Raw genomic sequence first — 23,858 nt, 5'->3', positions numbered from 1 at the left:
ACGCGATCTCCAGCGAACTGCCGCCGGTGCCACCGGACTTCCCCGCGTACGGAGATCGGGCGAGGGGGCGGGCCGGCTGCCCGCTCCGGTCGGTGCGGCGTTCCGGGCGCGCCCGGCCTCGCCCCGCGCACCGCTTCCACCCCTGGGTTGCGGGAGGATACTCAGGCGTAGACTGACACGGCAAGCGTGCCGCGACCAACGCGCACGGGCGGAGACGACGCAGGAGGTACCAGTGCCGTCCGGAAGGCAGGTGTCGGGCCCCACGGAGGACGAGCCGACCTGCTCCATCGAGCGGAGCCTGCAGATCCTCGGGGAACGCTGGTCACTGCTGGTGCTGCGCGACATCTTCGCCGGCCGGCACCGGTTCGCCGAGATCCAGACCTCGCTCGGCGTCGCGCCCAACCTGCTCAGCGCCCGGCTCAAGCTCCTCGTCGACTCCGGCGTGCTGTGCACCCGCACGTACCAGGAGCCCGGCAGCAGGCCCCGGCAGAGCTACCACCTCACCGAGGCGGGACAGGACCTGCAACTGGTCCTGGCAGCACTCCAGCAGTGGGGCGACCACCACCGCCCCCGTCCTTCGGGCCCCTCCGCGGACCGGCGGACGCTTTCCACCAGCCGCCCGGTCCGCGTCGGCTTCCTCGACGAGAACGGCCACGAGGTGCCCGGCGCCGATGTGGCCATGCTCAGGGACCAGAGCGCCGGAGCCTGACGCAGGCCCTCCCCATGCCGACCGCTTGCCCTCCGGGACGAGTCAGGGCCGGACGACCCTGAGCGGCCGGCCGTCCGGGCGTGAGGATACGCACACCCAGGACCGCCGTCTCCCCTGGGCCGCCCCGGGGCCGTCCACCGGCTCCGACCTGCGCATTCGCCGCACAACACACCACCCCCACGATGCTTCTCCCCACCCTTTGACACTTGTCGACCGGTCGTCTACTTTCGAATAGGCGACCGGTCGGCTAGCGACTCGGCCGCCGCCCCTCAACCTCGCACAAGAAAATCGGAGCACCCCTGTGGCCACCCCCGTGAAGCTCGCGATCGTCTACTACTCCTCCACCGGCACCATCACCGAGATCGCCAGGGAGCTGTACGACGCCGCCCTCAAGACCGGCGCCGAGGTCCGCCTCGTCAAGGCCGCCGAGCTGGCCCCGCAGTCCGCCATCGACAGCAATCCCGCCTGGGCCGCCAACCACGCGGCCACCTCCGGCGTCCCGCACGCCACCCCGGAGGACGTCGAGTGGGCCGACGCCGTCATCTTCGGCACGCCGACCCGCTTCGGCAACGTGTCCTCGCAGCTCAAGCAGTTCATCGACACCCTCGGCGGCCTGTGGGCCCAGGGCAAGCTGGCCGACAAGGTCTACAGCGGCTTCGTCTCCAGCGCGACCGCCCACGCCGGCCAGGAATCGACGCTGCTGGCGCTCTACAACTCCATCCACCACTTCGGCGGCGTCACGGTCACCCCCGGCTTCACCGACCCGGCCAAGTTCGTCGACGGCAACCCCTACGGCACCTCGCACGTGGACGGCCAGGGCACCAACCCCATCGACGACACCACGCGCACGGCCGCCCGCATCCAGGCCGAGCGCGTCGTGCGGCTCGCCGAGCGGATCAAGGCGGCCTGACACCCCGGCGGGACCGCGCTTACCGCGCACCGCACCCAGAGCATCCCGGCCGGCGCCACCCCGAAGGCGGCGCCGGCCGACCGCTGGCCGGCGTATCCGGCCTGACTTGCGTAACTAAAGTTAGATGCATAGCCTGGCACGACCAGGTGCGTTCGCGCCTGCGATCGGACCCGTCGGGACCTCCCGAGGGGGATTCGATGCCACCGCGGCCGTACCGGGTGGCGCGGCGGCGGCCGCGAACCGCCGGGCCGCGCTCCCCCGGGCGTGTGCTCGTCGCAAAGGAAGCCCCATGAACATCGAAGGTTCGGTCGCCCTGGTGACCGGCGCCAATCGCGGCATCGGCCGCGCGTTCGCCCGCGCGCTGCTCGACCGCGGCGCAGCAAAGGTCTACGCCGGTGTCCGCGATCCGGAGAGCGTCGTCGACCAGGACTTCGTCCCCCTGCGCCTGGACGTCACCGACCCCGAGCAGGTCGCGGCGGCCGCCGCCGTCGCCGGCGACGTGAACATCCTGGTCAACAACGCGGGAATCGGCGGCGCCACGGCCAGCCTGCTCGAAGGCCCCCTCGACGGCCCGCGCCAGGCGATGGAGGTCAACTACTTCGGCACCTGGAGCGTCTCCCGGGCGTTCGCCCCGATCCTGGCACGCAACGGCGGAGGCGCCGTGGTGAACATGCTGTCGCTGGCTTCGTGGGTGGGGCAGGCGGCCTTCCCGGGCTACGCGGCCTCGAAGGCGGCGCAGTGGTCGCTGACGGACGCACTGCGGCAAGGGCTGGCGGCACAGGGAACCCTGGTCGTCGGCGTGCACTCGGGTTTCGTCGACACGGATCTCAGCGCCTGGACGGACGCGCCGAAGATCAGCGCCGCCTCCGTGGCCGAGATGACCATGGACGCCCTGGCCGCGGACCTGTCCGAGGTCCTCGCCGACGAGCAGACCCGGCTCGCCAAGGCCGCCCTGTCGCAGCCGGTGGGCACCGCCCACGTCAGCTGACGCGGCACGGCCGTCCGCGCCCGGCGGGGCATCGAGCCCGCCTCGCTGAACGTCCGTGCCAATAGCCGGAGTTCTCGAGCGCGACCGCGGGACGGGGGCCCGGGCGTCGCGCCGTGCAGCCGGAATCCGCCTGCCACGACGTGACGTCCCGCCGCGGGCCGCAGGGGTACGGCGCGGGCGGTGGGACGCCGGGCGCCGTCCGCGGCGAGGGGCGCGGCGCACTCCCCGTTGCGGACGGCGCGGTCCCGGGCGGCTCAGTGACCGGCGCTCTGACCGCCGTCGACGTGGAGGATGACACCGGTCACGAACGGGGCGTTCTCCAGGTAGACCACCGCGTCGACGATGTCGTCCACCTCGCCCAGCCGGCCCACCGGCTGCAGTCCGGCGAGGGCCTGGTGGTGCTCCTCGGAGTGCATCGGGGTCCTGATCGTGCCGAGGGAGACGGCGTTGCTGCGGACGCCGCGCGTCGCGTACTCGATGGCCAGCGCCTTGGTGGCGGACTGCAGGCCGCCCTTGGTCAGCGCGGCCAGCACGGAGGGCACGTTCGAGTTCGCCTGGTCGGCCAGGGTGCTGGTGATCTGGACGACGTGGCCGCCGCCCTGCTCCAGCATGCGCTCGACGGCGAGCTGGGTGATCCGGAAGAAGCCGTCCACGTTGACGCCGAGCACCGCGTCGTACTCGTCCTCGGTGTACTCGGTGAAGGACTTGGCGACGAAGATCCCCGCGTTGTTGACCAGGGTGTCGATGCGGCCGAACCGCTCCATGGCAGCGGCGATCACGCGGTCGGCGGTGTCGCGGACCGCGATGTCGCCCTGGACGGTGACGATCTCCGGGTCGCTGGACCCGGCGATGTTCCGCGAGGTGGCGACGACGGCGTACCCGAGCTTGCGGTAACCGTCGACGAGGCCCGCGCCGATCCCCTGCGAGGCGCCGGTGATGACCGCGACCTTCTGGCCCTGGTTGCTCATGATGCCCTCTTCCACGGTGGGAGACATGGACGAACCGGTACTGAACGACCGGCCGTCACCAAAGTAGACGACCGGTCGACAACAGTAAAGGGCCGATGGTCACCCGGTGACGCCCGCCTGCCGACGACCGCGGGCGCCGTCAGCGCTGTCAGCGCCGTCCGGGTACGCGTCGTGCGGGAACCCGATGCGCAGCACGAGAGCCGCCGCGGCGGCCGCCAGCACCACGAGGGCTGCCAGGACCAGCGCCCGGTGATAGCCGTGGTGCAGCAGCGGCGCGGCGGCCAGCGGCCCGAGGATCTGACCCACCGAGTACCCGGCGGTGAGCAGCGCCACGGCACGGGGGAACCGCAGATGCGTCCCGGTCGCCAGGGCCAGCGAACTGACACCGAGGAAGGTCGCCCCGAAGAGCACCGCCGAGACGAGCACCGCCGCCACACCGCCGACCAGCGCCGGCAGCGCGATCCCGACGGCCTGGACGACCAGCGCGGCCGGCAGAAGACCCGGACGGGACCAGCGCCGCCCCAGCCCCGCCCAGAACGCGGAGGACGGGACGGCCGCCAGGCCCACCAGGACCCAGGCGCCGCTGCCGAGCCGGCCGGGCGAACCCTGGTCGACGGCCGCCACCAGGAAGGTGCCGGCGATGATGTAGCCGACGCCCTCCAGGGTGTACGACACGAAAAGGGCGGCGAACCAGCGGTGCCCGCGTACTCCCGTCGGCCGCCGTCGCGCCCCGGGGGCGTCCGCGGACGCGGCCGCCCCGGACGCGGACCCGGAAGGCGGCCCCGGCACCGGCTCCGGACGCATGGCCCACGCCGGTACCGACAGCGCCGCCGCCAGAGCGGTGGACACCCACCATGCGGCCCGCCAGTCACCCAGGTCACCCACGCCGCGCAGCGCGACGACGAGCAGCCCGGAGAGCGCGATACCGGCACCGACGCCGCCGAAGGCCCAGCCGGACAGGTGCGCGGGATGCTCGCGCAGGTGGCCGTGGAGGGAGTTGACGGCGATGACGAAGACCAGCGCGCTGGCGACGCCCGCCACCAGTCGCAGCACCAGCCACACCCCGGTGGCGTGTGTCACCGGCATCAGGGCGAGGCTCACGACGAGGACCGTCAGGCATCCACGCAGTACGGCGGAGGAGCGCAGCAGGCGCGGCAGGCCGATGCCCGCGAGGGCACCCACGAGGTATCCGACGTAGTTGGCGGTGGCCACATGCGCGCCCGCGGCGGCGGTCAGGCCCGCCTGGGTCTGCATCAGGGGAAGGATCGGGGTGTAGACGAAGCGGCCGACCCCCATGGCGGCGGCCAGCGCGGCGGCCGCGCCGAGCACATGGGCCCAGGGTGAGCGGAACGCCTCGCCGGGTGCGGCGGCCGGGCGACGGGGGGACTCGCGTCGGATGGACTGGTACATGACAGATGCCCTCGGGTGGGACCGCTCCAGGGCGCACCGCGGACCGCTCCCCGCGCCGGCCATGACGGGACGGACGTGGCCGGCGCGGGGAACGGCGGCGTGGAGCGACGGGTGGGGGGACGGAAGGCGCGATCAGCCCGCGGCGGCGTTCCGGCCGGGGTCGTTGGGGTGCGCCTGGAGCGCGGTGATCACGGGCGTCATCCAGGGCGCGAGCGGCAGCGTGCCGAGGACGTTCTCACGGAGGTCGGCCTCGTCGTCCGCGCACCACAGCCCGATGCTGCGCAGTTCGCCGACCGGGCGCCACAGTCTGACCAGGTGGCCGGTCGCGGCCAGTTCCGCGGCGCGTACGGCCTCGGCCGCCCGCCGCCGGTCCACCTCGGCCGGGTCGGTTCCCTCGGGAACGGTGGTCGTGAGCTCGACCAGGAACTCCTTCATGGTCCTGCCTCTCGTGAGTAGTGGTGATGAGGGTCGCGTGGAGCCGTCAGTGATCGGTGGCGACGCGCGAGACGTGGTACTGACGGATGCGCCACGCACCGCCCTCGCGCTGCAGGACCAGGGACAGGTGCACCGCGGCCTCCCAGCCCGACGGGTCCCGGAACGTGACGTCGGCGAACCCGCCGGCCGTCGCATCGCCGATCTCGTAGGTGTGCACCTGCCCCACGTGGGCCCTGCGGTAGTCGGGCACGGCCGCGTAGTAGTCGCGGACGGCCTCGCGCCCGGAGAGAACCTCGGGCCCGAATCCCTGGAACAGGGCGTCGGACGTGAACAGGTCAGCCATGGCGTCGAGTTGCTGGGTGTCGAAGGCGGTCTTCCAACGGCTCAGCATGTCGTGCATGGGGTGGGTCTCGGTGTCGGCGGTCACAGTGCGGGTCTCCTCGGGGACGACGGAAGGGCGACCGCGCCCTCCCGGGCGGGGGCGGACGCGGCCCGGAACGCGATCGGGCGTCGGCCTGCCGGACCGGACGCCGCGCCTCGCGCGGGCGGCCGCGCCGGAAGCTGTCGGGCCGGTGCGGGCGAGCTGGTAGCCGACCGGTCTAGTAAACCGTAGTCGAGCGGTCGTATACTGGCAAACATGGGACGGACCAGTGATGCCAGAGAGAAGATCCTCACAGCGGCGCAATCGCTCATCGAGCTGCGGGGCTACTCGGCCCTGGGCGTGGCCGAGATCTGCAAGACGGCCGGGGTGCCCAAGGGCAGTTTCTACTACTTCTTCGAGTCCAAAGAGGCGCTCGCCCTCGCCGTGATCGACGAGCACTGGGCGATCCAGCGCGGCGACTGGACCCGCGTCCTGACCGGCGACGCGCCTCCGCTGGAGCGGCTGCGGCAGCTCTTCGAGGAGACGGAAGCGGGGCAGCGGGCCGGGCAGCAGAGCTGCGGTACGGTCTCGGGCTGCATGTTCGGGAACCTCACCCTGGAGATGAGCAACCAGACCGAGGCGATCCGCGGGCGCCTGCAGGAGATCTTCGACGCCCAGGTCACGATGGTCGAGGCGGTCGTCACCGAGGCCCGCGGGCGCGGCGAGGTCGGCGTCGCCGACACCCACGAGGCGGCCCGCTCCGTGGTCGCGCAGCTGGAGGGCCAGGTGCTCTTCGCCAAGCTCTACAACAACACCTCCTCGCTCGCCGTGCTGTGGCCCAACTGCCTCGCGCTCCTCGGCGCCCGCTCTCCGCAGGTGCCCGCCGCGGCCTGACGACGGCGGCCGCGCGAAGATCCGCCGGCCTGCCCACCCCGGCCCGACGCCGTCCCCGCAAGAGGAAGAGAACATGCCCGACTCCCCCCTGACCGCCCTGGGTGCGAGCATCCCGGTCCTCGCCGCACCCATGGCCGGCGGTCCCACCACGCCCGCGCTGGTCGTCGCGGCGGCCCGCGCCGGCAGCCTCGGCTTCCTCCCCGGCGGCTACCGCACCGCGGAGGCGCTGGCCGGGCAGATCGCCGAGGTCCGTTCGACGGGCGTGGGCTTCGGGGTCAACCTCTTCGCGCCGAACCCCGTCCCGGTCGACCGGGAGGCCTTCGACCGCTACGCCCGGGCGGTCGCCCCCGACGCCCGGGCCCACGGCATCGACGTCCTGGCGGCCGGGGTCGTCGAGGACGACGACCAGTGGACACAGAAGATCGAGCTGCTGCTGTCCGACCCCGTCGCGGTGGTCAGCTTCACGTTCGGCGTGCCCGACGCACCGGTGGTCGCCGCGCTGCGCGCAGCCGGAACCCTGGTCGTCCAGACGGTCACCTCGCCGGCGGAGGCCCGCCTGGCCGCCGAGGCCGGCGCGGACGTACTGGCCGTGCAGGCATCGGCCGCGGGGGGGCATTCCGGCACACTCACCCCGCAGCGCGTCCCGGACCCCGTCTCCCTGCCCGACCTGGTCGCCGAGGTGCGGCGCACGGTGTCCCTGCCGATCGTCGCGGCCGGTGGCGCGGCGACCCCGGAGAGCGTGGCCGAGGCACTGCGGGCCGGAGCCGGGGCGGTCATGGTCGGCACCGCCCTGCTACTGGCCGACGAGGCCGGCACCTCTCGCCCCCACCGGGCCGCGCTCACCGACCCGGCACGGGAAGGGACCGTGGTGACACGGGCGTTCACCGGCCGTCCCGCCCGCGCGCTGCGCAACGGGTTCACCGAACGGCACAGCGGCGCCGCCCCTCTGGGCTACCCCGCGCTGCACCACCTGACGAGCCCGATGCGCAAGGCCGCGGCCGCCGCGGGCGACCCCGAGCTGATCAACCTGTGGGCCGGCACCGGCTACCGCGAGGCCACCGCCGAGCCGGCCGGGCGGATCCTGCGCAGGCTCGCCTCGGCACGCTGAGCGGCAGGTCGGGCCCGCCCCGGCCCCCGGGTCGTGGCCCGATTCCCCGACTCGCCGTCAGGACCCTTTCCCACGCGCACCTTCGCGCAGAATTCCGGCCCCCCGGACCAGCCTTCATACGCCCTCATTTCGTCACCGTCTTGACCGGTGACTCTTGCTCGTGCAAGGGTTACTGCGAAGCACGGCGGCGTCGTGAGCGCGGTGTCCTCCGTCGCCGGCACGCAGATATGAAGGAAGGTTCCACATGATCGACAGGCGCACTTTCGGCAAGGTCTTCGGCACCGGAGCGGCGGCGGTCTCACTGACCGGCGTGCCGGGACTCCCCACGGCGGCGGCCTCCGCCGCGACGCCAGGACGGCCGGAAGCCGCGCCCCGTACCGAGCGGGGCACCCGCACGTCCTTCGGACCGCTGCAGCAGATCGACGCCGGCGTCCTGAACATCGGCTACGCCGAGGCCGGCCCGGCCGACGGCCCCGCGGTCGTCCTCCTGCACGGCTGGCCGTACGACATCCACAGCTACGTCGACGTCGCGCCGCTGCTCGCGGCCGAGGGCTACCGGGTGATCGTGCCGCACCTGCGCGGCCACGGCACGACCCGCTTCCTGTCCGGCCGCGCCTTCCGGAACGCCGAACAGGCCGCCATAGCCCAGGACGTCATCGCCCTCATGGACGCGCTGAGGATCGAGAAGGCGATCCTCGCCGGCTACGACTGGGGGTCGCGCACCGCCGACATCATCGCGGCGCTCCGGCCCGATCGCTGCAAGGCCCTGGTCTCCGTCACCGGCTACCTGATCACCAACCGCGAGGCCAACAAGACCCCACTGCCCCCGAAGGCGGAATGGGCGTGGTGGTACCAGTACTACTTCGCCACCGAGCGCGGCCGGCTCGGCCTCGACCAGAACCGGCACGACCTGGCGCGGCAGATCTGGCAGTTCAACTCCCCGACCTGGAACTTCGACGACGCGACGTTCGAACGCACCGCGAGGTCCTTCGAGAACCCGGACTACGTCGCCATCGTGATCCACAACTACCGCTGGCGCCTGGGCCTGGCGAGGGGTGAGAGCCGCTACGAGCTCATCGAGCGGCGGCTCGCCGCCGGCCCCGTCATCACGGTGCCCACGATCACCCTCGACGGGGAGACGGACCCCTTCACCCCGGCCGGCGACGGTGCGGCCTACCGGGGCAAGTTCGCCGGCCCGTACGCCCACCGCACGCTGAAGGGGATCGGCCACAACGTGCCGCAGGAGGCCCCGGAGGCCTTCGCCCAGGCCGTCGTCGACGTCGACGGCTTCTGACGCTACCGGCGCGGCGCGAGGGGGCCCGGCACTCGTGTCCCGGGCCCCCTCGCGCCGCGCCGGACGCGTCAGTCCTCGTCGGCGAGGATCAGATAGAGCTTCTTCCGGGCTTCGTTGACCACGGCCAGCGCCTTGTCGCGCTGCTCGGGCGTACCGGTCGCCCAGACCTGCCGGAAGGCGTCGACCAGGCCGCCGCCCGCCTTGCGGATCTCGTTCATGGCGTCCCAGTCGATGCCGCGTCCGGCTTCCTCCCAGGGGGCGTCCGGTCCTTCCGCCGCCTCGGCGCGGCCGGCCTCGGTGAGCGTGAAGAGCTTCTTGCCGCCCTCCGACTCACTGCTGATCAGACCCTCGTCCTCCAGCAACTGCAGCGTCGGGTACACCGAGCCGGGGCTCGGCTTCCACGCGCCGCCGCTGCGCTCGGCGATCTCCCGGATCATCTCGTAGCCGTGCATCGGCCGGTCCGCGAGCAGCGCGAGGATCGACGCGCGGACATCCCCGCGGCGCGCCCTCCCCCGCGGGCCGCCCCTTCCGCCCCGCCCCCCGTGCCACGGGCCGGGGCCCCATGGTCCCGGCCCGCCGAACGGCGGACCGAACGGGCCGAACGCGGCCCGCCGCCCCTCGCCGTCGTGGTTGCCACGGCCGTGATGGCCGGGCCCGAAGTGTCCATGTCCATGGGAACGCATGGTGACGCTCCTTCCATCGTTGAACGGTCGCGATGCCTCAACGATATATCGGAACGTGTCGCCTGACAAGACCGGTGGAAGGGGACGACTGTCCTGCTGACAGCGAACTCGGGCAGGTGGTCATCGAAGTGGGGACAACGCCCTCTTGTGACACCGAAACGGGGACAAGTCGGTTTCACCCTGGCCAAATGCACGGACACCGGCGCCGACCTTGCCTCCCAGGTCTGGAGCCTGGCAGCCGGGGTACCCCGGATAGTGTCCGACCCCAGCGATCTCCTCGCCCTGCCGGCACTCGGCATCAGCTGGCGGCTGTGGGGCCGCGCCCGTTCGCAAGGGGCAGGCGCACGGGTCGTACGGTCGGCCAGAGTGATCCGAGCGAGCGTCCACCGCCGGTCCGCCCACCCGTGGGCCGGCGGACCGCGCTCCAGCTCCCATACCAGCCTGATGATCTGATCCTCGCTGAGCCGAGACCGCCCCGGGGAGCCCTTCGGCAGCACCCCCCGGCTTGGCCGCGCTCGCGCCAGGCTCGACGCCATCGCTCCACCGGCCGCTCGCTCACCCGCAGCGCGGCGGCGACCTCCGGGTTCTTCTGCCCTGCTTGGAAGCGTTCCACGGCCTGCAGCCGTAACTGCTCCCGTGCGACCCTCCCCGTGTCGGTCAACCCGCCGCCCTGTGCATACTTCACGCCCCAGGGCTTCCGCAGCCGCCTGTCAACCGTGAGGCGAACCCGACATCACTCAATCAAGTTCAGTAGCGTCGCCCGTCGCTGGGATTCCTCATCGGGAGAAAGAGCTGAACCCGGGCTGAGAACGCACTTGTGGATCGACAAGATGGTCAATGCGGCAATCCGCAGCTCGTCCCCCGTGCCGCCGCTCAGCAGGCGGCGACCAGGCACAGCGCGGGTGCGGATGGCGGTGGCGTGCCGTTTGATGCGGGGGCGGCCCGGGGACGCCCGGAGGAGCTGGCTCCGCCGGCGGTCTGGGGGGGGGACCGCCGGCGGAGACGCCACGCCCGGAGCGGGGGGAAGGCACCAGGGGCCTCTCAGTGCAGTTGCCCCGTGAAGCACGAAGTACGCACGGCATTTCCCGAGCGTTCTTCCGGCGGGGCTCCGGCGCCCGCGAGTGCGGCACCCGGATACGGGCATAAGCTCGGCAGATGGCGAAGTACTTCGACGTGCACCCCGAGAACCCCCAGCCGCGCAGCATCGCCCAGGTCGCCGACGCGGTGCGGTCGGGAGCGCTCATCGCATACCCCACCGACTCCTGCTACGCGCTGGGCTGCCGGCTGGGCAGCAGGGACGGCATGGACCGGATCCGTTCGATCCGCCACCTCGACGACCGGCACCACTTCACGCTGATGTGCCGGGACTTCGCGCAGTTGGGCCAGTTCGTGCAGGTGGACAACGACGTGTTCCGGGCCGTGAAGGCGTCCACGCCCGGCAGCTACACCTTCATCCTCCCGGCCACCCGTGAGGTGCCGCGCAAGCTGCTGCACCCGAAGAAGAAGACCGTGGGTGTGCGCATCCCGGACCATGTGGTCACCCAGGCGCTGCTGGCCGAAATGGGCGAGCCGCTGCTGTCCAGCACACTGCTGCTGCCGGACGAGGAGGAGCCGATGACCCAGGGCTGGGAGATCAAGGACCGGCTCGATCACGTGGTGGACGCCGTGGTCGACTCCGGGGACTGCGGCACTGAGCCGACGACGGTGGTCGACTTCTCCGGCGGCGAGGCAGAGATCGTACGGCGTGGCGCGGGAGACACCTCGCGGTTCGAGTGAGGCCGCGAGGCCGGTCACGAATGTGGGGATCTTGCGTGGCAGCTTGCAACGTACATGCAGTGCCGAGGGCGCCGGCCTCCCGCCGCTGATCCCTCAAGAGGCCTCTCAGCATGACCGCCGTACAGGGAACAGCCGTCGCCATCACGACCGAGGACGGCACCGCCTACGCGTACGTCGCCCACCCCGCGGACGGCAAGCCGCGTCCGGGCGTGCTCCTCTCCCGGGACGCCTACGGTCTGCGTCCGCAACTGAGGGCGATGGCCGCAAGGGCAGATCCACCGAGTCGGCAAGATCGTCCGACGATCTGGGGAGCAACACCGTTGCGTTTAGGTTCGTGAGCGGTTCGCGAGTCCGTGCTCGAGGAAGGTGACGGTGGTGCGGATGAAGTAGTTCTGGCCTTCGACGTGGGGACAACGCCCTTTTGCGGCACCGAAACAGGGACAAGGCAGTTTTGTGTCACCCCACTTGGGGCGACGCAACCCACCGGGTAACGGACCCCTTCTGCACAACGACCGACGACGAGGACGACATCCCCGCGGCGCACACCCGTGCGGACATCGAGCAATCCGCCCACCTACCCGATGCGCTCGACGAGGTCAGGCCGAGTGCGGGCCCCGCAGGGGGCAGTGCGGGTGTGGGACCTGGTCACCGGCCGGCCGGCCGGGGCACCGCAGACCGGCCACCTCGGCAGGGCCCCTGCTTGCGCCAGCCTCGATCGCGTCGCCATCGCGCTCGATCGCCCGCTGGGCAGGCTGCTGCCGGCTCCAGCGGCTCCGCTTCAGTCTGTGCGGTGAGCCGGTTCGAGGATGCCGACGACCGGGGGCGACCAGAGCGGTGGGGACACCTGGGCACCCGCAAATACCCGTTGATCCGGCCGCGAACGCATGAATACTGGCTGTCGTCGTCCCAGTTGATCCGGTCCGCTTCCGGCGCCTCGAACGGGACCAGTGGAAAGGCCTGCGCGAATGACCATGCACGAGGACCAAGTGGTCGTGACCACCGAAACCGTCGCGGCACTGGTCCGAGGACAGTTCCCCCAGTGGAGCGGCAAGGCGATCCGACTCCTGTCGTCGACCGGGACGGTCAACGCCGTCTTCCGCATCGGGAACGACCTCTCCGCGCGCTTCCCCCTGCGTCCCACCGATGCCGCCGAGGCACTGGCGGTTCTGGAACAGGAGGCCCGGGCGAGCGCGGAACTGGCGCGGGTGTCCCGGTTCCCCGTCCCGGAGCCCGTAGCCCTGGGAAAGCCCGGAGCGGGTTATTCCATGCCGTGGTCGGTCCAGACATGGCTGCCGGGAACGGTTGCCTCTGATGCCGACCCGGGTGGGTCGGACGCTTTTGCCGAGGACCTCGCGGCCTTCATCGCAGCTCTCCGGGAGGCCGAGACGCTGGGGCGGCGTTTCAGCGGCGGGGGCCGCGGCGGCGTTCTCGCTCATCACGACGACTGGATGGCGAAGTGCTTCGAGGAGAGCGAGGGGCTGCTCGACGTGCCCCGGTTGCGCCGGGTGTGGAGCCGCTTTCGGGAGTTGCCACGCACGGGTGCCGACGTGATGAGCCATGGCGACTTGATTCCCGGCAATGTCCTGGTCGCGGGAGACCGGCTCGGTGGCGTGCTGGACACCGGCGGCTTCGGCCCGGCCGACCCCGCGCTGGATCTGGTCAGTGCCTGGCACCTTTTGCAGCAGGGCCCGCGGGAAGTGCTCCGACAGACGCTGGCCTGCGACGATCTGGAGTGGGAGCGCGGCAAGGCCTGGGCGTTCCAACAGGCGATGGGCGTTGTCTGGTACTACGTCGAGAGCAATCCGACGATGAGCGGAATGGGGCGCCGGACGCTCGACCGCATTCTGGAGTCGATGGAGTGATGCCGCCCCGGGGGATGCCCGCGGGACTCCGGCCGGGCCGCTGTGACGACCTGCCGCCATGCCTTGGCGCACGCGGGAACAGGCGGGTCGTCAGTACCGGCACCGACATGGGCTGCGACACGGACCATGAGATGACGGTCATTCAGCGCGGTCGGCCCGGGCGGCACCGGGTACGGGTCGGGATTCCCGAGACGAAGTTCTCGATCGCCGCGCCTGTGATCTCGACGACGACGGCGTCTTCCGCGTCGCCGGGCAGATGGATCCGGTCCGCTTCGTCGCGCAAGAGCGGGGGACGATCGGTCAGGATGACGGCGGCACGGAGTCGGTCGACCAGTTCGGCCACGATGTCGAAGAACTGGCCCGGCGGGAAACGGCCGACCGCTATGCAGACACCGTTGAAGTCCGCCTGGGCCTCGTAGCCTTCGGCGGTCCGGATCAGCACATCCCCGAAGTCCTCGTCGGCGGCCACGACGTACGGTCCAAGCACCTCCCGCACGACCTCGGCATCCAGAGGTTCCGGCTCCCCGTTCACGAACCGGAGTATGAACATCATGCGGCTCATGGTGTGACCTCCTCTCAGAACCGGCATCATTGCGTATCAGGCTCTGCCGCGCCTGGTGACAGGCCTGGTCAACACCCCGCTGTGGCAGGGATTCACCAGGAGCAACCCGGAGGCCGCGAGCGCCCTCCTCGGCCGGCAGCCGACCGGCCGCGCCGCCGACGAGTCGGAGATCGCCGCGTTCGCCGCCTTCCTGCTCAGCGACGAGAGCCCGTTCATCACCGGCGCGGCTCTCGCCATCGACGGCCGCCTGACCGCCGGCTTCTGAGCCGGCGGCCGGTCCGGCCGGCCTCAGGAGCGCAGGGCGTCGACGGGTTCCATGCGGGACGCCCGCAGTGACGGGTAGAGGCCGGCCAGGAGTCCGACGAGGGCTCCGGCGACCGGGGCCCCGAGGGCGAGGCGTACGTCGAGGACGGGGGTCCAGTCCCTGATGGCGGAGACGGCCACCACGACCACCATGCCCAGGACGGCGCCGATGACGCCGCCGAGGAGGCCGATGGTCGTCGACTCCACCAGGAACTGGCCGGCGATCTGCCGTCGTGAGGCGCCGAGGGCGCGGCGCAGTCCGATCTCGCCGGTCCGCTCCATGACCGTCACCAGCGTCACGTTGGCGATGCCGATGGCCCCGACGACCAGCGAGACCAGTCCGAGGACCAGGAACAGGCCGTTGACGTCGCCCTGCACTCCCTTGCGTGCCTTCGCCGGGTCGGGCGGCGCGGTGACCGAGAGGGCGTCCTCGGATCCCGGGGCCAGCGCGATCGGTGCCTGGTGGGCGACCTGCTGCGCCGCGCCGAGCGCGGTGTTGATCAGGACCCGGGTCACCGATCCCAGGCCGAGTTGGTCCTCGGCCGTCGTGGGCGGCAGGATCACCGAGGCGGCGAGCTGCTGTTCGCGCTCGGCTCCGCCGAGGATGCCGATCACGGTGTAGGCCTGGCCCTTGAGGAAGACCGCCGGGGAGTCGCGCACCGAGCTGATGCCCAGCAGTCGTGCGGCCTGGTCGCCGAGGACCGCCACCCGGTCGTGCCGGGTGATGTCCCCGGCGTCGAAGAAGCGCCCGGCGGCCATGGTGCCGTGCACGGCGGCGGGCAGCGTGGGGGACGCGGCGAGGACGCCCAGGGTCTGGCCGGTGAGGTCACCGGGGGCCACCACGTCGTTCGCGCGCACTTCGACGTTCGCGGTGGCCTGGGAGTCGGCGATCGCGGCGGCCGATACGACTCCGGCCAGCCGGCGGACCGCGTCGACTCCCGACCAGTCCACGAGCGGGACGGGGTCGGCCGAGGGAGGCGGCGGGGGTACGGCGACGGTGACCGAGGTGGCGGTGAGGGCGTCGAAGCGGCCCACGATCTGGTTGCCCGCCGTGGCCGAGACCCCGATGGTGATGACCAGGGTGGTGATGCCCAGAACGGTGCCCAGGGTGGTCAGGGCGGAGCGCATCGGACGGGCGAGCACCCCCGCCAGGGCCTCGGTCCACAGGTCCCGGAAGTCCATCCAGGGACGCTCGATGCCCCGGCGACCGCGCGTGCTCCTTCCGCGACGCCGCGCACCTCCCGGCCGAGGGGTGTGCCGAGAGCCCGCGGAGGGGTCGGCGGTCGGTGTGCCCACACGGTTCACCAGTTCGAGGACGCGTGCTCTGGCCCGGAGTTGGGTCCTCATCGGTTCTCCTCGGTGAGCCGTCCGTCGCGGATCCGCACCCGGCGGTCGGCCCGCTTGCTGACCGCGTCCTCATGGGTGATCACGACGAGCGTCATTCCCTGCTCGCTCAGTCGGTCGAAGAGGCCGAGCACCGACTCGGTGTTCTCACTGTCGAGGTTGCCGGTCGGCTCGTCGCACAGCAGCAGGGCGGGCTCGCTCATCAGCGCCCGGGCGATCGCGACCCGTTGCCGCTCACCACCGGAGAGCCGGTCCGGCCGGAAGCCGATCCGGTGCGCCAGGCCCACCCGTTCCAGCACCTCCTCGGCCCTGGCACGGCGGCCGGCGCGGCCGCGACCGGGCCGCGGCCGGCGGTAGGCCTCGGCGAGCATGACGTTCTCGTCCACGGTGCGGTACGGCAGCAGGTGGAAGGACTGGAAGACGAATCCGATCCGGCTGCCGCGCAGCGACGTGCGCTCCAGGTCGCCGAGCGCCTTGGTCTCCACCCCGTCGAGCCAGTAGGCGCCGGAGGTGGGACGGTCCAGCAGGCCCAGGGTGTTGAGCAGGGTCGACTTGCCGGAACCGGACGGGCCGACGATCGACAGGTGCTCGCCGCGCCGGACGGCCAGGTTCACGTCCCGCAGGGCGTGCACGGGCGGCTCGGAGTCGAAGGTCCGGTCGACGGAGACCAGTTGGATGACGGTGTCGGCGTCGGGCACGACAGGCGCCGGCGATCCGCTCACTGCCCGACCACCACGTAATCGCCCGCCTTGAGGGCGTCGCCGGTCGGCGCGACCTCCACCTGCCCCTGCGCGGACAGACCCGCCTTGACGGGGACGTCCACCACCTCGCCGCCGCGCCGGACCTGCACCCGGGCCTTCCCGTCGGCCGAGGTGTGGAGCGCGGCGACGGGCACCGTGAGCACCTCGCCGTCCGACGCACCCACCTTGATGGTCACCTTCGCGGACTCGTTGGCGTTCTTGGCCAGTTCTCCCGACGGGAGGGAGATCTGCACCGGCACGGGGGCCGACGCGTCGCCGCTCCCGCCGCCCGAGGTGCCGCCCGAGTCCGTGCCGGCCCCCGCGTCGTTCTTCGGCACATCGTCGCCGAGCGCGACCAGTTCCCCCTCCGCCGTCTTGCCGTCGGGGGTCTCCACCTGCGCTTTCATGCCCTTGTGCAGCAGCTTGGCGTCGTTGCCGGGCACGACGGCCTGCACCACGACCCGCGAGCTGGTCACCGTGCCGACCGGTCCTGACGGTGTGTCACCGAGCTTCACGGAGACCTTGTCCAGCCGCGCCGGGAGATCCGGCAGGAAGATCACCTCACCCGCGGGGACCTTGGTCCCGTAGCCGGCCTGAAAGGCCGACAGCGCGGAGTTGGCCGCGTCCAGCTGCTGCTGTGCCGCCTTGCGCTGCAGCTTTCCGGCTTCACCACCGGTGTCCGTACCGTCGCCCGGGTCCGTCGCCGCGAGGACCGCCTGCTGGGCCGCGGTCACGGCCGCCTCCAGCGTTCCCAGCTGCTGCTTGTCCGCGATGCCGGGCTCCTCCGCGCGAAAGCCCTTGCTCCGGTACCAGCGGCTCACCGCCACGGCGTCCTGCTGCCCGAAGGTCCCGGTGACCGTGCCGAAGGAGAAGCCGAGCCGCTTCAGCGCCTGCTGGAGCTGCTTGACGTCGTCCCCCGACGTACCGGGGCCCAGCGTGCGGTACATCGGGACGGATCCGCGCAGCACCAGGACCGGCCGGCCGCTGACCTGCATCAGCACGTCGCCCTCCTTCACCTCCGACCCGGCGACCGGCAGCCTGGTGACCCGCTGGACGACCCCGTCGTCGGCCCCCGGCCCCCCGGAGCCCGAATCCGGCGAGCCGACCGGCCCGGCCAGGGAGAGGCTCTGCGGCGAGGCGAACTCCACCGAGCCCTGCGCCACCACGCTCGCGGTCAGCGACCGCCGTTCGACCGCGACCGTGACAGGCTCGGCCTTCGGCGGCCGGTGCGCGGCAGCCGCATCCGCCGGTGACTGCATCTGCGATCCGGCGAACCATCCGCCCGCGCCCACCAGCCCCACCGCGACGACGATGGTCCCCAACCGCTTGCGCCGGCTGCTCTCGCCCTTGTGCCGCCGCATCACCCGGCACCGCCACCGATGGCGGCCGGGGCCTTGAAGAACTTCGGGAAGAAAGCGGCCCGGAACGCCTTGCCGCACTCCAGGTCCTGCATCGCCAGGGCGATGTCCTTGGTGAGCAGCGGCAGAGCCTCGGCCTTGCCGATGGGCTCGATGGGGGTCCCGTCGGGGTTCAGCGCCGCGGCGCCGGCACCGGCGCCGACGGGGGCCGACACGTTCGCCTGGAGCTTCACCATCTCCCCGATGCTGGTCGGCTGCGTGGTCGTGACGGGGATGCCGTCCTTCCGCAGGCACGAGGCGTACGACTGCGCCAGCGTGATCAGCTTCGGATCACCGTTGAGGGCCTGCCCGTTCGCCTGCATCCGCGTCGCGGTCTCTTCGCTGCGCTGCTGGGGCGTCGTCGATCCGTAGACCTGTTTGTCGGCCGTTCCCTGGCAACCGGTCCAGTCCTTCGCACCGGTCTTCGGGTCCGGAGGGCCACCCAGCGCCTTCTCGTAGGCGGTCCTCTGCTCGGGGGTGAGCGTGGCGACGTAGTCCGCGTGGACGGTGTCGGTCGAGTCCTTCCGGGACGCATTGCTGCCGGGCGCCTGGGGGTCGTCGGGGTAGACGGCGGCCGAGTAGATGCCGAAGCCGTACTTCTGCCGCTGCTTCTTCGTCAGCTGGTAGTCGGCCCCGTCGGTGGCCCAGGAGGCCGCGGGATCCTCGGGCGCCACGGGTGTGTAGGTGAACCCCTGCTTCTTCATGCAGGCCGCGATCGAATTCTCCACGAGGTACTGCTTCTTGAGGTCCGCACTCGCGTCGGCGGGAGCCTCGAGCTGCCCCGACGCGGCCGCCGGGTCCCTCCCGTCGCCCGCCGTCCGGGACGCGGCCTCGCTACCGCAGGCCGCCAGCAGAGGCAGCAGACTCACCGCTACGGCCAGTTTCCGAGCGGCGCGGGATCCGGACATGTCTCTTCCTCCGAAGGTGAGGCGCACCGGGACCGGCGCACCGTGGAGTCACTCGACGGCCTCGACGGCCGGAGCGTTGTCACTGGCGTCCACCCTGGTGCCCGCACGTGATGGCTGTCGGCCCGGACCATGACCAAGCTGTAACGCCGGTTCACGGCACGTGCGGTCCGGAGACGTAATGACCGCTCTTGTCGTACGGCCAGGCGTTGGCGACGCATCCGTGCAGGCCCTTGATCTGCTGCATCATGACGGGGGCGAGTTGGCCGGGACCCGCGCAGGTCATGTGCGTGAGGCCCAGGGAGTGCCCCATCTCGTGGTTGATGATCAGCGCCCGGTAGTCGTGGATCGGGCCGTCGAACGTGGGCGAGCCCTTGACCCAGCGCTTGAGGTTGACCACCACTCCGCCGGGGATCTCGCAGTTGTACTCGCCGTGGGTGTCCTGGTGGATCCCCGCCCAGCACAGGGCGTCCGCCGTCCCCGCTGTCGCGATCTTGATCATGAGGTCGTACGACTCCCCCGCGCCCACCAGGCGGAACGAGTTGTTCCCGCTGTGCGTCCAGCCCCGGGGGGCGGCGAGTATGTCGGCGATCTCCCGCGCCGCCTCGTCCGGCGAGACGTCGAGCCCGGTCTCGACCTGGACCGCGTAGCGGATCAGATGCGCGCCGCGACCGACCTTCGCGCCACCGGCACGCGCGGTGGTGAACGTGCCGCTGCCTGTCGCGGGAACCGCGATCTCGGTGGGGCTCGGCGTCGGGGTGGGCGTCGGCGTCGGCGTGGGGGGCGGCGTGGGCGAGTGCGTGAGGTGCGCCACGCGCCGCGGCTGCGGCGCGCTGCTCGACGCGTCGCTCTGCCCGCCGCCCAGGAAGAACATCCCGGAGCCGAGCAGGCCGAGCGCCACCAGCGCCATGAGCAGATAACGCCCGGCCCGGCGGCGCGGACGGCCCCGGCGGTGGGAGGTCCGGCGACGGCTGCCGCGGTGGGACGGCGCCTGCCTGCCGCCGCGGCGGGAGGCCGCGGCACTGCCGATGGGTGGTGCGGATTCCCGCTCTCGTGCCGAATGCATGGCAGCTCAAAATGGTCATTTCACATGATGGCCATGGGTTCGGAAAGTCACGAAAGGGTAACGAGTGGCCCCCTCTATGACCCTTCTGTAACAGGTCCCAGGAGGGGCCATTCGGCACGGCGGTCACCGAACGCGGTCTGCGTACACTGTCGGCGTGTCGCGAGTCCTTATTGTCGAAGACGACCCAGATGTCCGTAACGCCGTCCAGTTGGCGCTGCGGCACCAGGGGCACGAGGTTTTCGCCGCCGCATCGGGTGAGGCGGGGCTGGAACAGCTCCGCCCCTTCCGTCCGGACGTCGTCGTGCTCGACCTCATGCTGCCCGGGATGTCCGGCCTCGACGTGTGCCGGCGGATCAGGAACCGCGACCAGGTGCCGATCATCATGGTGACCGCCAAGGGGGACGACATCGACGTGGTCGTGGGGCTGGAGGCCGGCGCCGACGACTACGTGGTCAAGCCCGTGCAGGCACGGGTGCTCGACGCACGAATACGGGCGGTGCTCCGCCGGCAGGACACCGGGTTCGCCGACGGCGTCCGGCCCAGGGCGGAGGCGCACGGCGAGCTGGTCATCGACCGCGCCGGGCTCGTGGTGACCCACCGCGGTGCACCCGTCGCGCTGGCCCCCTCCGAACTCCGGCTGCTGCTGACGCTGTCGGCCTCGCCCGGTCAGGTGTTCAGCCGCCAGCAACTGCTGGAGGCGGTCTGGGAGCACAGCTACCACGGCGACATACGGCTCGTGGACGCCTGCGTGAAGCGCCTGCGCAACAAGGTCGGCGAGCTGGGCGGGGATCCCCAGTACATCCAGACCGTCCGCGGCTTCGGCTACCGGTTCGTCTCCCCGTGAGCGCCCGCTTCCGGGCGCTCCTGGCACGCGTGCCCCTTCCGTTGCGCGGACTGCGCGCCCGTCTGGTGGTCGCCTTCGCCCTGGTGGCCGTAGCCAGCGCCCTGAGCACCGGCGCCCTCGCCTTCCGCGAGGCCCGGACGGGGGTGCTCCAGCAGAGCCAGGACTCCGTCATCCAGCAGTTCCGCAAGAGTGTCGACGACGTGGCCGCCTACACTCCCATGGCGCCCGACCAGTCCGCCCTGCAGGTGGCGGTCAACCAGGTGCTCTTCGCCCACCAGCAGGAAGGCTGGCGGGTCATGGCCACGTACGGCGGCACCCGCGCATGGGCGCCGAGCGCGGACTTCGACAGGCTGAGTCCGGAGCTGCTCCGGTCCGTGCGGACCACCCGTGCGGCGGTGTTCCAGCGGGTGAGCGCCGACGGTCAGCCCTTTCTCGTCGTCGGCATGCCGGTCACCTACACCGCCGCCGGGGCCAAGGAGGCCCGGCTCTCGGGGGTGGTGATGTACCTGGTGGTGCCGCAGGACACCGAACAGGGCTATGTCAGGGCGATGGTGAGCGGCATCGAGCGCGCCACCCTGGTGGCACTGTGTCTGGCCGTCGTGCTGGCGCTGCTGGCCGCGAGCGGCGTGCTCCGCCCCGTGCGGGCGTTGCGCCGGGCGACGCGCCGGATGGCCGAGGGGCATCTCGACGTCCGGCTGGCCGTCAACGGTTCCGATGAACTGGCGGACCTCTCGCAGTCCTTCAACGACACAGCGGCCGCGCTGGAGCAGTCGGTCGCGGAGCTGCGCCGCCTGGAGGCCCAGGCGCGTCGTTTCGCCGCGGACGTCTCCCATGAGCTGCGGACCCCTCTGACCGCGATGTCGGCGCTGACCGACGTGCTGGACGAGAACGCGCTGCGCCACGACCGGGAGACCGGCGACGCGCTAAGGCTCATCAGCGAGGGGACCATCCGGCTGAGCGGGCTGGTGGAGGACCTGATGGAGATCTCCCGATTCGACGCGGGTGCGGTCGAACTCAACCTGGACGAGGTCGACTTGGCCGAGTCCGTACGCCGCACCCTCGCCTCCCGGGGATGGCAGGACCAGGTGGAGGCCTACCTGCCCGCGCCAGGCGTGCTCCGGGCGCGCGTGGATCCGCGCAGGCTCGACGTCGTCATGGCCAACCTGGTGGGCAACGCGCTGCGGCACGGGGCGCCTCCGGTGCGGCTGACCATGGACGTGAGGAAGGAGCGAACGGGCGTGGCATGGGCCGTCATCGAGGTGACCGACAGCGGGCCGGGGATCACCGAGGAGGCCATGCCGCACATCTTCGAGCGCTTCTACAAGGCCAGCACCACACGGACCAGAAGTGAGAGCAGCGGGCTGGGCCTGGCCATCACGGCGGAGAACGTGCGCCTGCACGGGGGCCGGATCAGCGCGGCCAACCTTCCCTGGGGCGGGGCGGCCTTCACCGTCGAACTCCCTCTGCACCGCGACTCCGCGGCCGCCGACGACATCGCGGGCGGTGCCCGGTGAAGGCCGCGCGCGCCTGCGCGCTGCTGACCGGGCTCACGGCCGCACTCACACTGGCGGCGTGCGGTGTCCCCCCGTCCGGCGTCATCCAGGCAGGCCCGGCGGCGAGCGGTATCTTCTCCCCCGGTGCGCAGCCCGCGTCGCCGGCCGTCGTTCCCCTCTACTTCCTGCGCAAGGGCGAACTGGCGCCCTATCTGCGCAAGGTCGGCGACTCCAGGGACATCGGCGGCCTCCTGAGCTCGCTGTTCGACGGACCGAGTGGATACGAGTCCGCGACGGCTTCCACCGAACTGCCACGTCTGCGAGAGACCCCCAAGGTGGCGATCGGCGAGGACGACATCGTGTCCGTGCAGCTCCTCGACAGGGACGTCCCGCCCTTCAGTCACCTGGCCATGCGGCAGCTGGCCTGCACCGTGACCCGTGCGATCACGCCGGCTGGGGCGCTCGTCTCGGACGCCGGTGGGAGCGGCGGCGCGATGGCTCCATCGGTCGACGCGCAGCACTCCTCCGTGCTCAAGGGCGTCCGCGTGCTGGGCGGCGGATGGACGAGGACGCAGTCGGGCGACTCGTGTCCCGGCAGTCCGCTGCAGTAGGCGGCGCCGCCCCGCCCGCACGAGGCGACCGGCCTCGCTCCGTCAGCGCCGCCTGAGGGTGTTGAGCCGCGCGGCCTGGCGAGTCAGGTGATCGCGCTCGGCGAGGTTGGGCGCCTTCTGGGCCGCCTCGGCATACAGCCGTGCGGCCGTCGCGAGGTCGCCGTCGCGCGCGTGGAGATGGGCCGCCACCGCGGTGTGGCGCGGCAGAACGTCGTCCAGCGCCGCGAGCGCCGCCAGCCCGGCGCGCGGTCCGTCGGCCTCGCCGACGGCGACCGCGCGGTTGAGCCGGACGACCGGGCTGTCGGTCAGGCGCACGAGCTCGTCGTACCACTCGACGATCTGCACCCAGTCGGTCTCCCCGGCGGTTCGCGCGTCGGCGTGGAGCGCCGCGATGGCGGCCTGGGCCTGGAACTCGCCCAGCCGGTCGCGGGCGAGGGCCGCCTGCAGGATCACGACACCCTCGGCGATCGCCGCGGTGTCCCACCGGCCGCGGTCCTGCTCGGCGAGCGGCACCAGGCTGCCGTCGGACGCGGTCCGGGAGGCGCGCCGGGCGTGGTGGAGCAGCATCAGGGCGAGCAGTCCCGCCACTTCGGGGTGGTCGATCGCGGCGGCGAGCTGCCGGGTCAGCCGGATCGCCTCCGCGGCGAGGTCGACGTCGCCGGAGTAGCCCTCGTTGAAGACCAGGTACAGGACGCGCAGCACGGTGGCGACGTCGCCGGGCTGATCGAGGCGCACGCCGGAGACGGTGCGCTTGGCCCGGCTGATCCGCTGCGCCATGGTCGCCTCGGGCACCAGGTAGGCCCGGGCGATCTGGCGGGTGGTGAGCCCGCCCACGGCGCGCAGCGTGAGCGCCACGGCGGACGACGGCGTCAGCGAGGGGTGGGCGCACAGGAAGTACAGCTGGAGGGTGTCGTCCGCCGCGGGGGCGGGCCCGGGTGCCGGCTCGTCGCCGACGAGGTCCTCACGCCGGCGGCGGGCGGCATCCGAGCGGGTGGCGTCGAGGAACTTGCGCCAGGCCACGGTGACCAGCCAGCCCTTCGCGTCCCGCGGCGGGTCGGCCGGCCAGACGCGGACCGCCTCGACCAGTGCGTCCTGCACGGCGTCCTCGGCCGCCGCGAAGTCGGCTCCGCGGCGGACGAGGACGGCGAGGACGCTCGGCGTGAGGCTCCGGACCGGGGCCTCGTGCATCGACGAG

Annotated in this window: 25 protein-coding genes; 12 read left to right on the top strand and 13 right to left on the bottom strand. The window is 72.0% G+C overall.

The genetic code is table 11. The features are described 5' to 3' along the window. The first annotated feature begins 250 nt into the window (after positions 1–250). The 3 genes from ACIP98_RS28440 (at position 251) to ACIP98_RS28430 (ending at position 2,607) form a co-directional block, all read left to right on the top strand. On the top strand, positions 251–709 hold the full coding sequence (locus ACIP98_RS28440) for a helix-turn-helix domain-containing protein (RefSeq protein ID WP_319663132.1): 459 nt from the start codon (positions 251–253) through the stop codon (positions 707–709). 301 nt (positions 710–1,010) lie between these two features. Next, a complete protein-coding gene (wrbA, locus tag ACIP98_RS28435; protein WP_319663131.1) occupies positions 1,011–1,619 on the top strand; it encodes an NAD(P)H:quinone oxidoreductase in 609 nt (202 codons plus the stop codon). A 289-nt stretch (positions 1,620–1,908) separates the two neighbouring features. Further along, the gene (locus tag ACIP98_RS28430) at positions 1,909–2,607 is read left to right on the top strand and encodes an SDR family oxidoreductase (protein ID WP_319663130.1); all 699 of its coding nucleotides are present in this window, start codon (positions 1,909–1,911) and stop codon (positions 2,605–2,607) included. Positions 2,608–2,861: 254 nt separating this feature from the next. Here the strand turns inward: ACIP98_RS28430 and ACIP98_RS28425 are convergent, their stop codons facing one another. The 4 genes from ACIP98_RS28425 to ACIP98_RS28410 all read right to left on the bottom strand — a co-directional run bounded on the left by ACIP98_RS28425 (position 2,862) and on the right by ACIP98_RS28410 (position 5,847). After that, entirely contained in the window at positions 2,862–3,575 is a 714-nt protein-coding gene (locus tag ACIP98_RS28425; RefSeq protein WP_319663266.1) for an SDR family oxidoreductase, read from the bottom strand. 99 nt (positions 3,576–3,674) lie between these two features. Further along, positions 3,675–4,985 (bottom strand): YbfB/YjiJ family MFS transporter, encoded by a 1,311-nt coding sequence (locus ACIP98_RS28420; RefSeq protein ID WP_401978600.1) that lies wholly within the window; start codon positions 4,983–4,985, stop codon positions 3,675–3,677. 132 nt (positions 4,986–5,117) lie between these two features. Beyond that, the gene (locus tag ACIP98_RS28415) at positions 5,118–5,420 is read right to left on the bottom strand and encodes a muconolactone Delta-isomerase family protein (RefSeq protein ID WP_319663129.1); all 303 of its coding nucleotides are present in this window, start codon (positions 5,418–5,420) and stop codon (positions 5,118–5,120) included. A gap of 46 nt (positions 5,421–5,466) precedes the next feature. Beyond that, on the bottom strand, positions 5,467–5,847 hold the full coding sequence (locus ACIP98_RS28410) for an SgcJ/EcaC family oxidoreductase (protein ID WP_319663128.1): 381 nt from the start codon (positions 5,845–5,847) through the stop codon (positions 5,467–5,469). A 210-nt stretch (positions 5,848–6,057) separates the two neighbouring features. On the opposite strand from ACIP98_RS28410, the gene ACIP98_RS28405 reads away from it, so the two are divergent. The 3 genes from ACIP98_RS28405 (at position 6,058) to ACIP98_RS28395 (ending at position 9,077) form a co-directional block, all read left to right on the top strand. Beyond that, a complete protein-coding gene (locus ACIP98_RS28405) occupies positions 6,058–6,675 on the top strand; it encodes a TetR/AcrR family transcriptional regulator (protein WP_319663127.1) in 618 nt (205 codons plus the stop codon). A 73-nt stretch (positions 6,676–6,748) separates the two neighbouring features. Beyond that, a complete protein-coding gene (locus ACIP98_RS28400) occupies positions 6,749–7,783 on the top strand; it encodes a nitronate monooxygenase (RefSeq protein ID WP_319663126.1) in 1,035 nt (344 codons plus the stop codon). A gap of 244 nt (positions 7,784–8,027) precedes the next feature. Beyond that, entirely contained in the window at positions 8,028–9,077 is a 1,050-nt protein-coding gene (locus tag ACIP98_RS28395; protein ID WP_401978597.1) for an alpha/beta fold hydrolase, read from the top strand. Positions 9,078–9,145: 68 nt separating this feature from the next. Here the strand turns inward: ACIP98_RS28395 and ACIP98_RS28390 are convergent, their stop codons facing one another. After that, on the bottom strand, positions 9,146–9,760 hold the full coding sequence (locus tag ACIP98_RS28390; RefSeq protein WP_319663123.1) for a PadR family transcriptional regulator: 615 nt from the start codon (positions 9,758–9,760) through the stop codon (positions 9,146–9,148). Positions 9,761–10,058: 298 nt separating this feature from the next. Continuing rightward, positions 10,059–10,373 (bottom strand): helix-turn-helix domain-containing protein, encoded by a 315-nt coding sequence (locus ACIP98_RS28385; RefSeq protein WP_401978683.1) that lies wholly within the window; start codon positions 10,371–10,373, stop codon positions 10,059–10,061. A 542-nt stretch (positions 10,374–10,915) separates the two neighbouring features. Between ACIP98_RS28385 and ACIP98_RS28380 the strand changes: the two genes are divergently transcribed. Then, positions 10,916–11,536, top strand: coding sequence for an L-threonylcarbamoyladenylate synthase (locus ACIP98_RS28380; RefSeq protein WP_319663122.1), 621 nt, complete (start codon positions 10,916–10,918; stop codon positions 11,534–11,536). A gap of 965 nt (positions 11,537–12,501) precedes the next feature. Next, positions 12,502–13,398, top strand: coding sequence for an aminoglycoside phosphotransferase family protein (locus tag ACIP98_RS28375; protein ID WP_319663121.1), 897 nt, complete (start codon positions 12,502–12,504; stop codon positions 13,396–13,398). 142 nt (positions 13,399–13,540) lie between these two features. Here ACIP98_RS28375 and ACIP98_RS28370 read toward each other — a convergent pair whose 3' ends face one another. Then, complete coding sequence (locus tag ACIP98_RS28370; protein WP_401978594.1) at positions 13,541–13,867, bottom strand: hypothetical protein; 327 nt, start codon at positions 13,865–13,867, stop codon at positions 13,541–13,543. A 148-nt stretch (positions 13,868–14,015) separates the two neighbouring features. Here ACIP98_RS28370 and ACIP98_RS28365 point away from each other — a divergent pair, with 148 nt between their 5' ends. Continuing rightward, on the top strand, positions 14,016–14,225 hold the full coding sequence (locus ACIP98_RS28365; RefSeq protein WP_401978592.1) for an SDR family oxidoreductase: 210 nt from the start codon (positions 14,016–14,018) through the stop codon (positions 14,223–14,225). A gap of 23 nt (positions 14,226–14,248) precedes the next feature. Here the strand turns inward: ACIP98_RS28365 and ACIP98_RS28360 are convergent, their stop codons facing one another. From ACIP98_RS28360 to ACIP98_RS28340, 5 genes are all read right to left on the bottom strand, one after another. After that, positions 14,249–15,445, bottom strand: coding sequence for an ABC transporter permease (locus tag ACIP98_RS28360; RefSeq protein WP_401978590.1), 1,197 nt, complete (start codon positions 15,443–15,445; stop codon positions 14,249–14,251). 161 nt (positions 15,446–15,606) lie between these two features. Then, complete coding sequence (locus ACIP98_RS28355; protein WP_319663117.1) at positions 15,607–16,329, bottom strand: ABC transporter ATP-binding protein; 723 nt, start codon at positions 16,327–16,329, stop codon at positions 15,607–15,609. Continuing rightward, positions 16,326–17,708, bottom strand: coding sequence for a peptidoglycan-binding protein (locus tag ACIP98_RS28350; protein ID WP_401978588.1), 1,383 nt, complete (start codon positions 17,706–17,708; stop codon positions 16,326–16,328). Before ACIP98_RS28350 ends, ACIP98_RS28355 begins: the two co-directional genes overlap by 4 nt. Next, on the bottom strand, positions 17,708–18,652 hold the full coding sequence (locus ACIP98_RS28345) for a hypothetical protein (RefSeq protein WP_319663114.1): 945 nt from the start codon (positions 18,650–18,652) through the stop codon (positions 17,708–17,710). The genes ACIP98_RS28350 and ACIP98_RS28345 overlap by 1 nt, the downstream gene beginning before the upstream one ends. A gap of 151 nt (positions 18,653–18,803) precedes the next feature. Further along, complete coding sequence (locus ACIP98_RS28340) at positions 18,804–19,715, bottom strand: DUF3152 domain-containing protein (protein ID WP_401978586.1); 912 nt, start codon at positions 19,713–19,715, stop codon at positions 18,804–18,806. Positions 19,716–19,869: 154 nt separating this feature from the next. On the opposite strand from ACIP98_RS28340, the gene ACIP98_RS28335 reads away from it, so the two are divergent. From ACIP98_RS28335 to ACIP98_RS28325, 3 genes are read left to right on the top strand one after another with little or no spacing between them, the layout of a single operon-like run. Further along, entirely contained in the window at positions 19,870–20,559 is a 690-nt protein-coding gene (locus ACIP98_RS28335; RefSeq protein ID WP_319663112.1) for a response regulator transcription factor, read from the top strand. Further along, positions 20,556–22,073: a HAMP domain-containing sensor histidine kinase gene (locus ACIP98_RS28330; RefSeq protein ID WP_319663111.1), complete on the top strand. Its 1,518-nt coding sequence runs from the start codon at positions 20,556–20,558 to the stop codon at positions 22,071–22,073. The genes ACIP98_RS28335 and ACIP98_RS28330 overlap by 4 nt, the downstream gene beginning before the upstream one ends. Beyond that, complete coding sequence (locus ACIP98_RS28325; RefSeq protein WP_401978585.1) at positions 22,070–22,663, top strand: hypothetical protein; 594 nt, start codon at positions 22,070–22,072, stop codon at positions 22,661–22,663. The genes ACIP98_RS28330 and ACIP98_RS28325 overlap by 4 nt, the downstream gene beginning before the upstream one ends. Positions 22,664–22,705: 42 nt before the next feature. On the opposite strand, the gene ACIP98_RS28320 is transcribed toward ACIP98_RS28325, so the two are convergent. Continuing rightward, positions 22,706–23,851 carry a DUF6596 domain-containing protein gene (locus ACIP98_RS28320; protein ID WP_319663262.1) on the bottom strand — a complete coding sequence of 382 codons (1,146 nt, stop codon included), beginning with the start codon at positions 23,849–23,851 and terminating at the stop codon, positions 22,706–22,708. Positions 23,852–23,858: the final 7 nt, after the last annotated feature.

The organism is Streptomyces sp. NPDC088354, from assembly GCF_044753585.1.
Taxonomy (GTDB): domain Bacteria; phylum Actinomycetota; class Actinomycetes; order Streptomycetales; family Streptomycetaceae; genus Actinacidiphila.
This window is presented reverse-complemented; position numbering and strand designations above follow the sequence as displayed.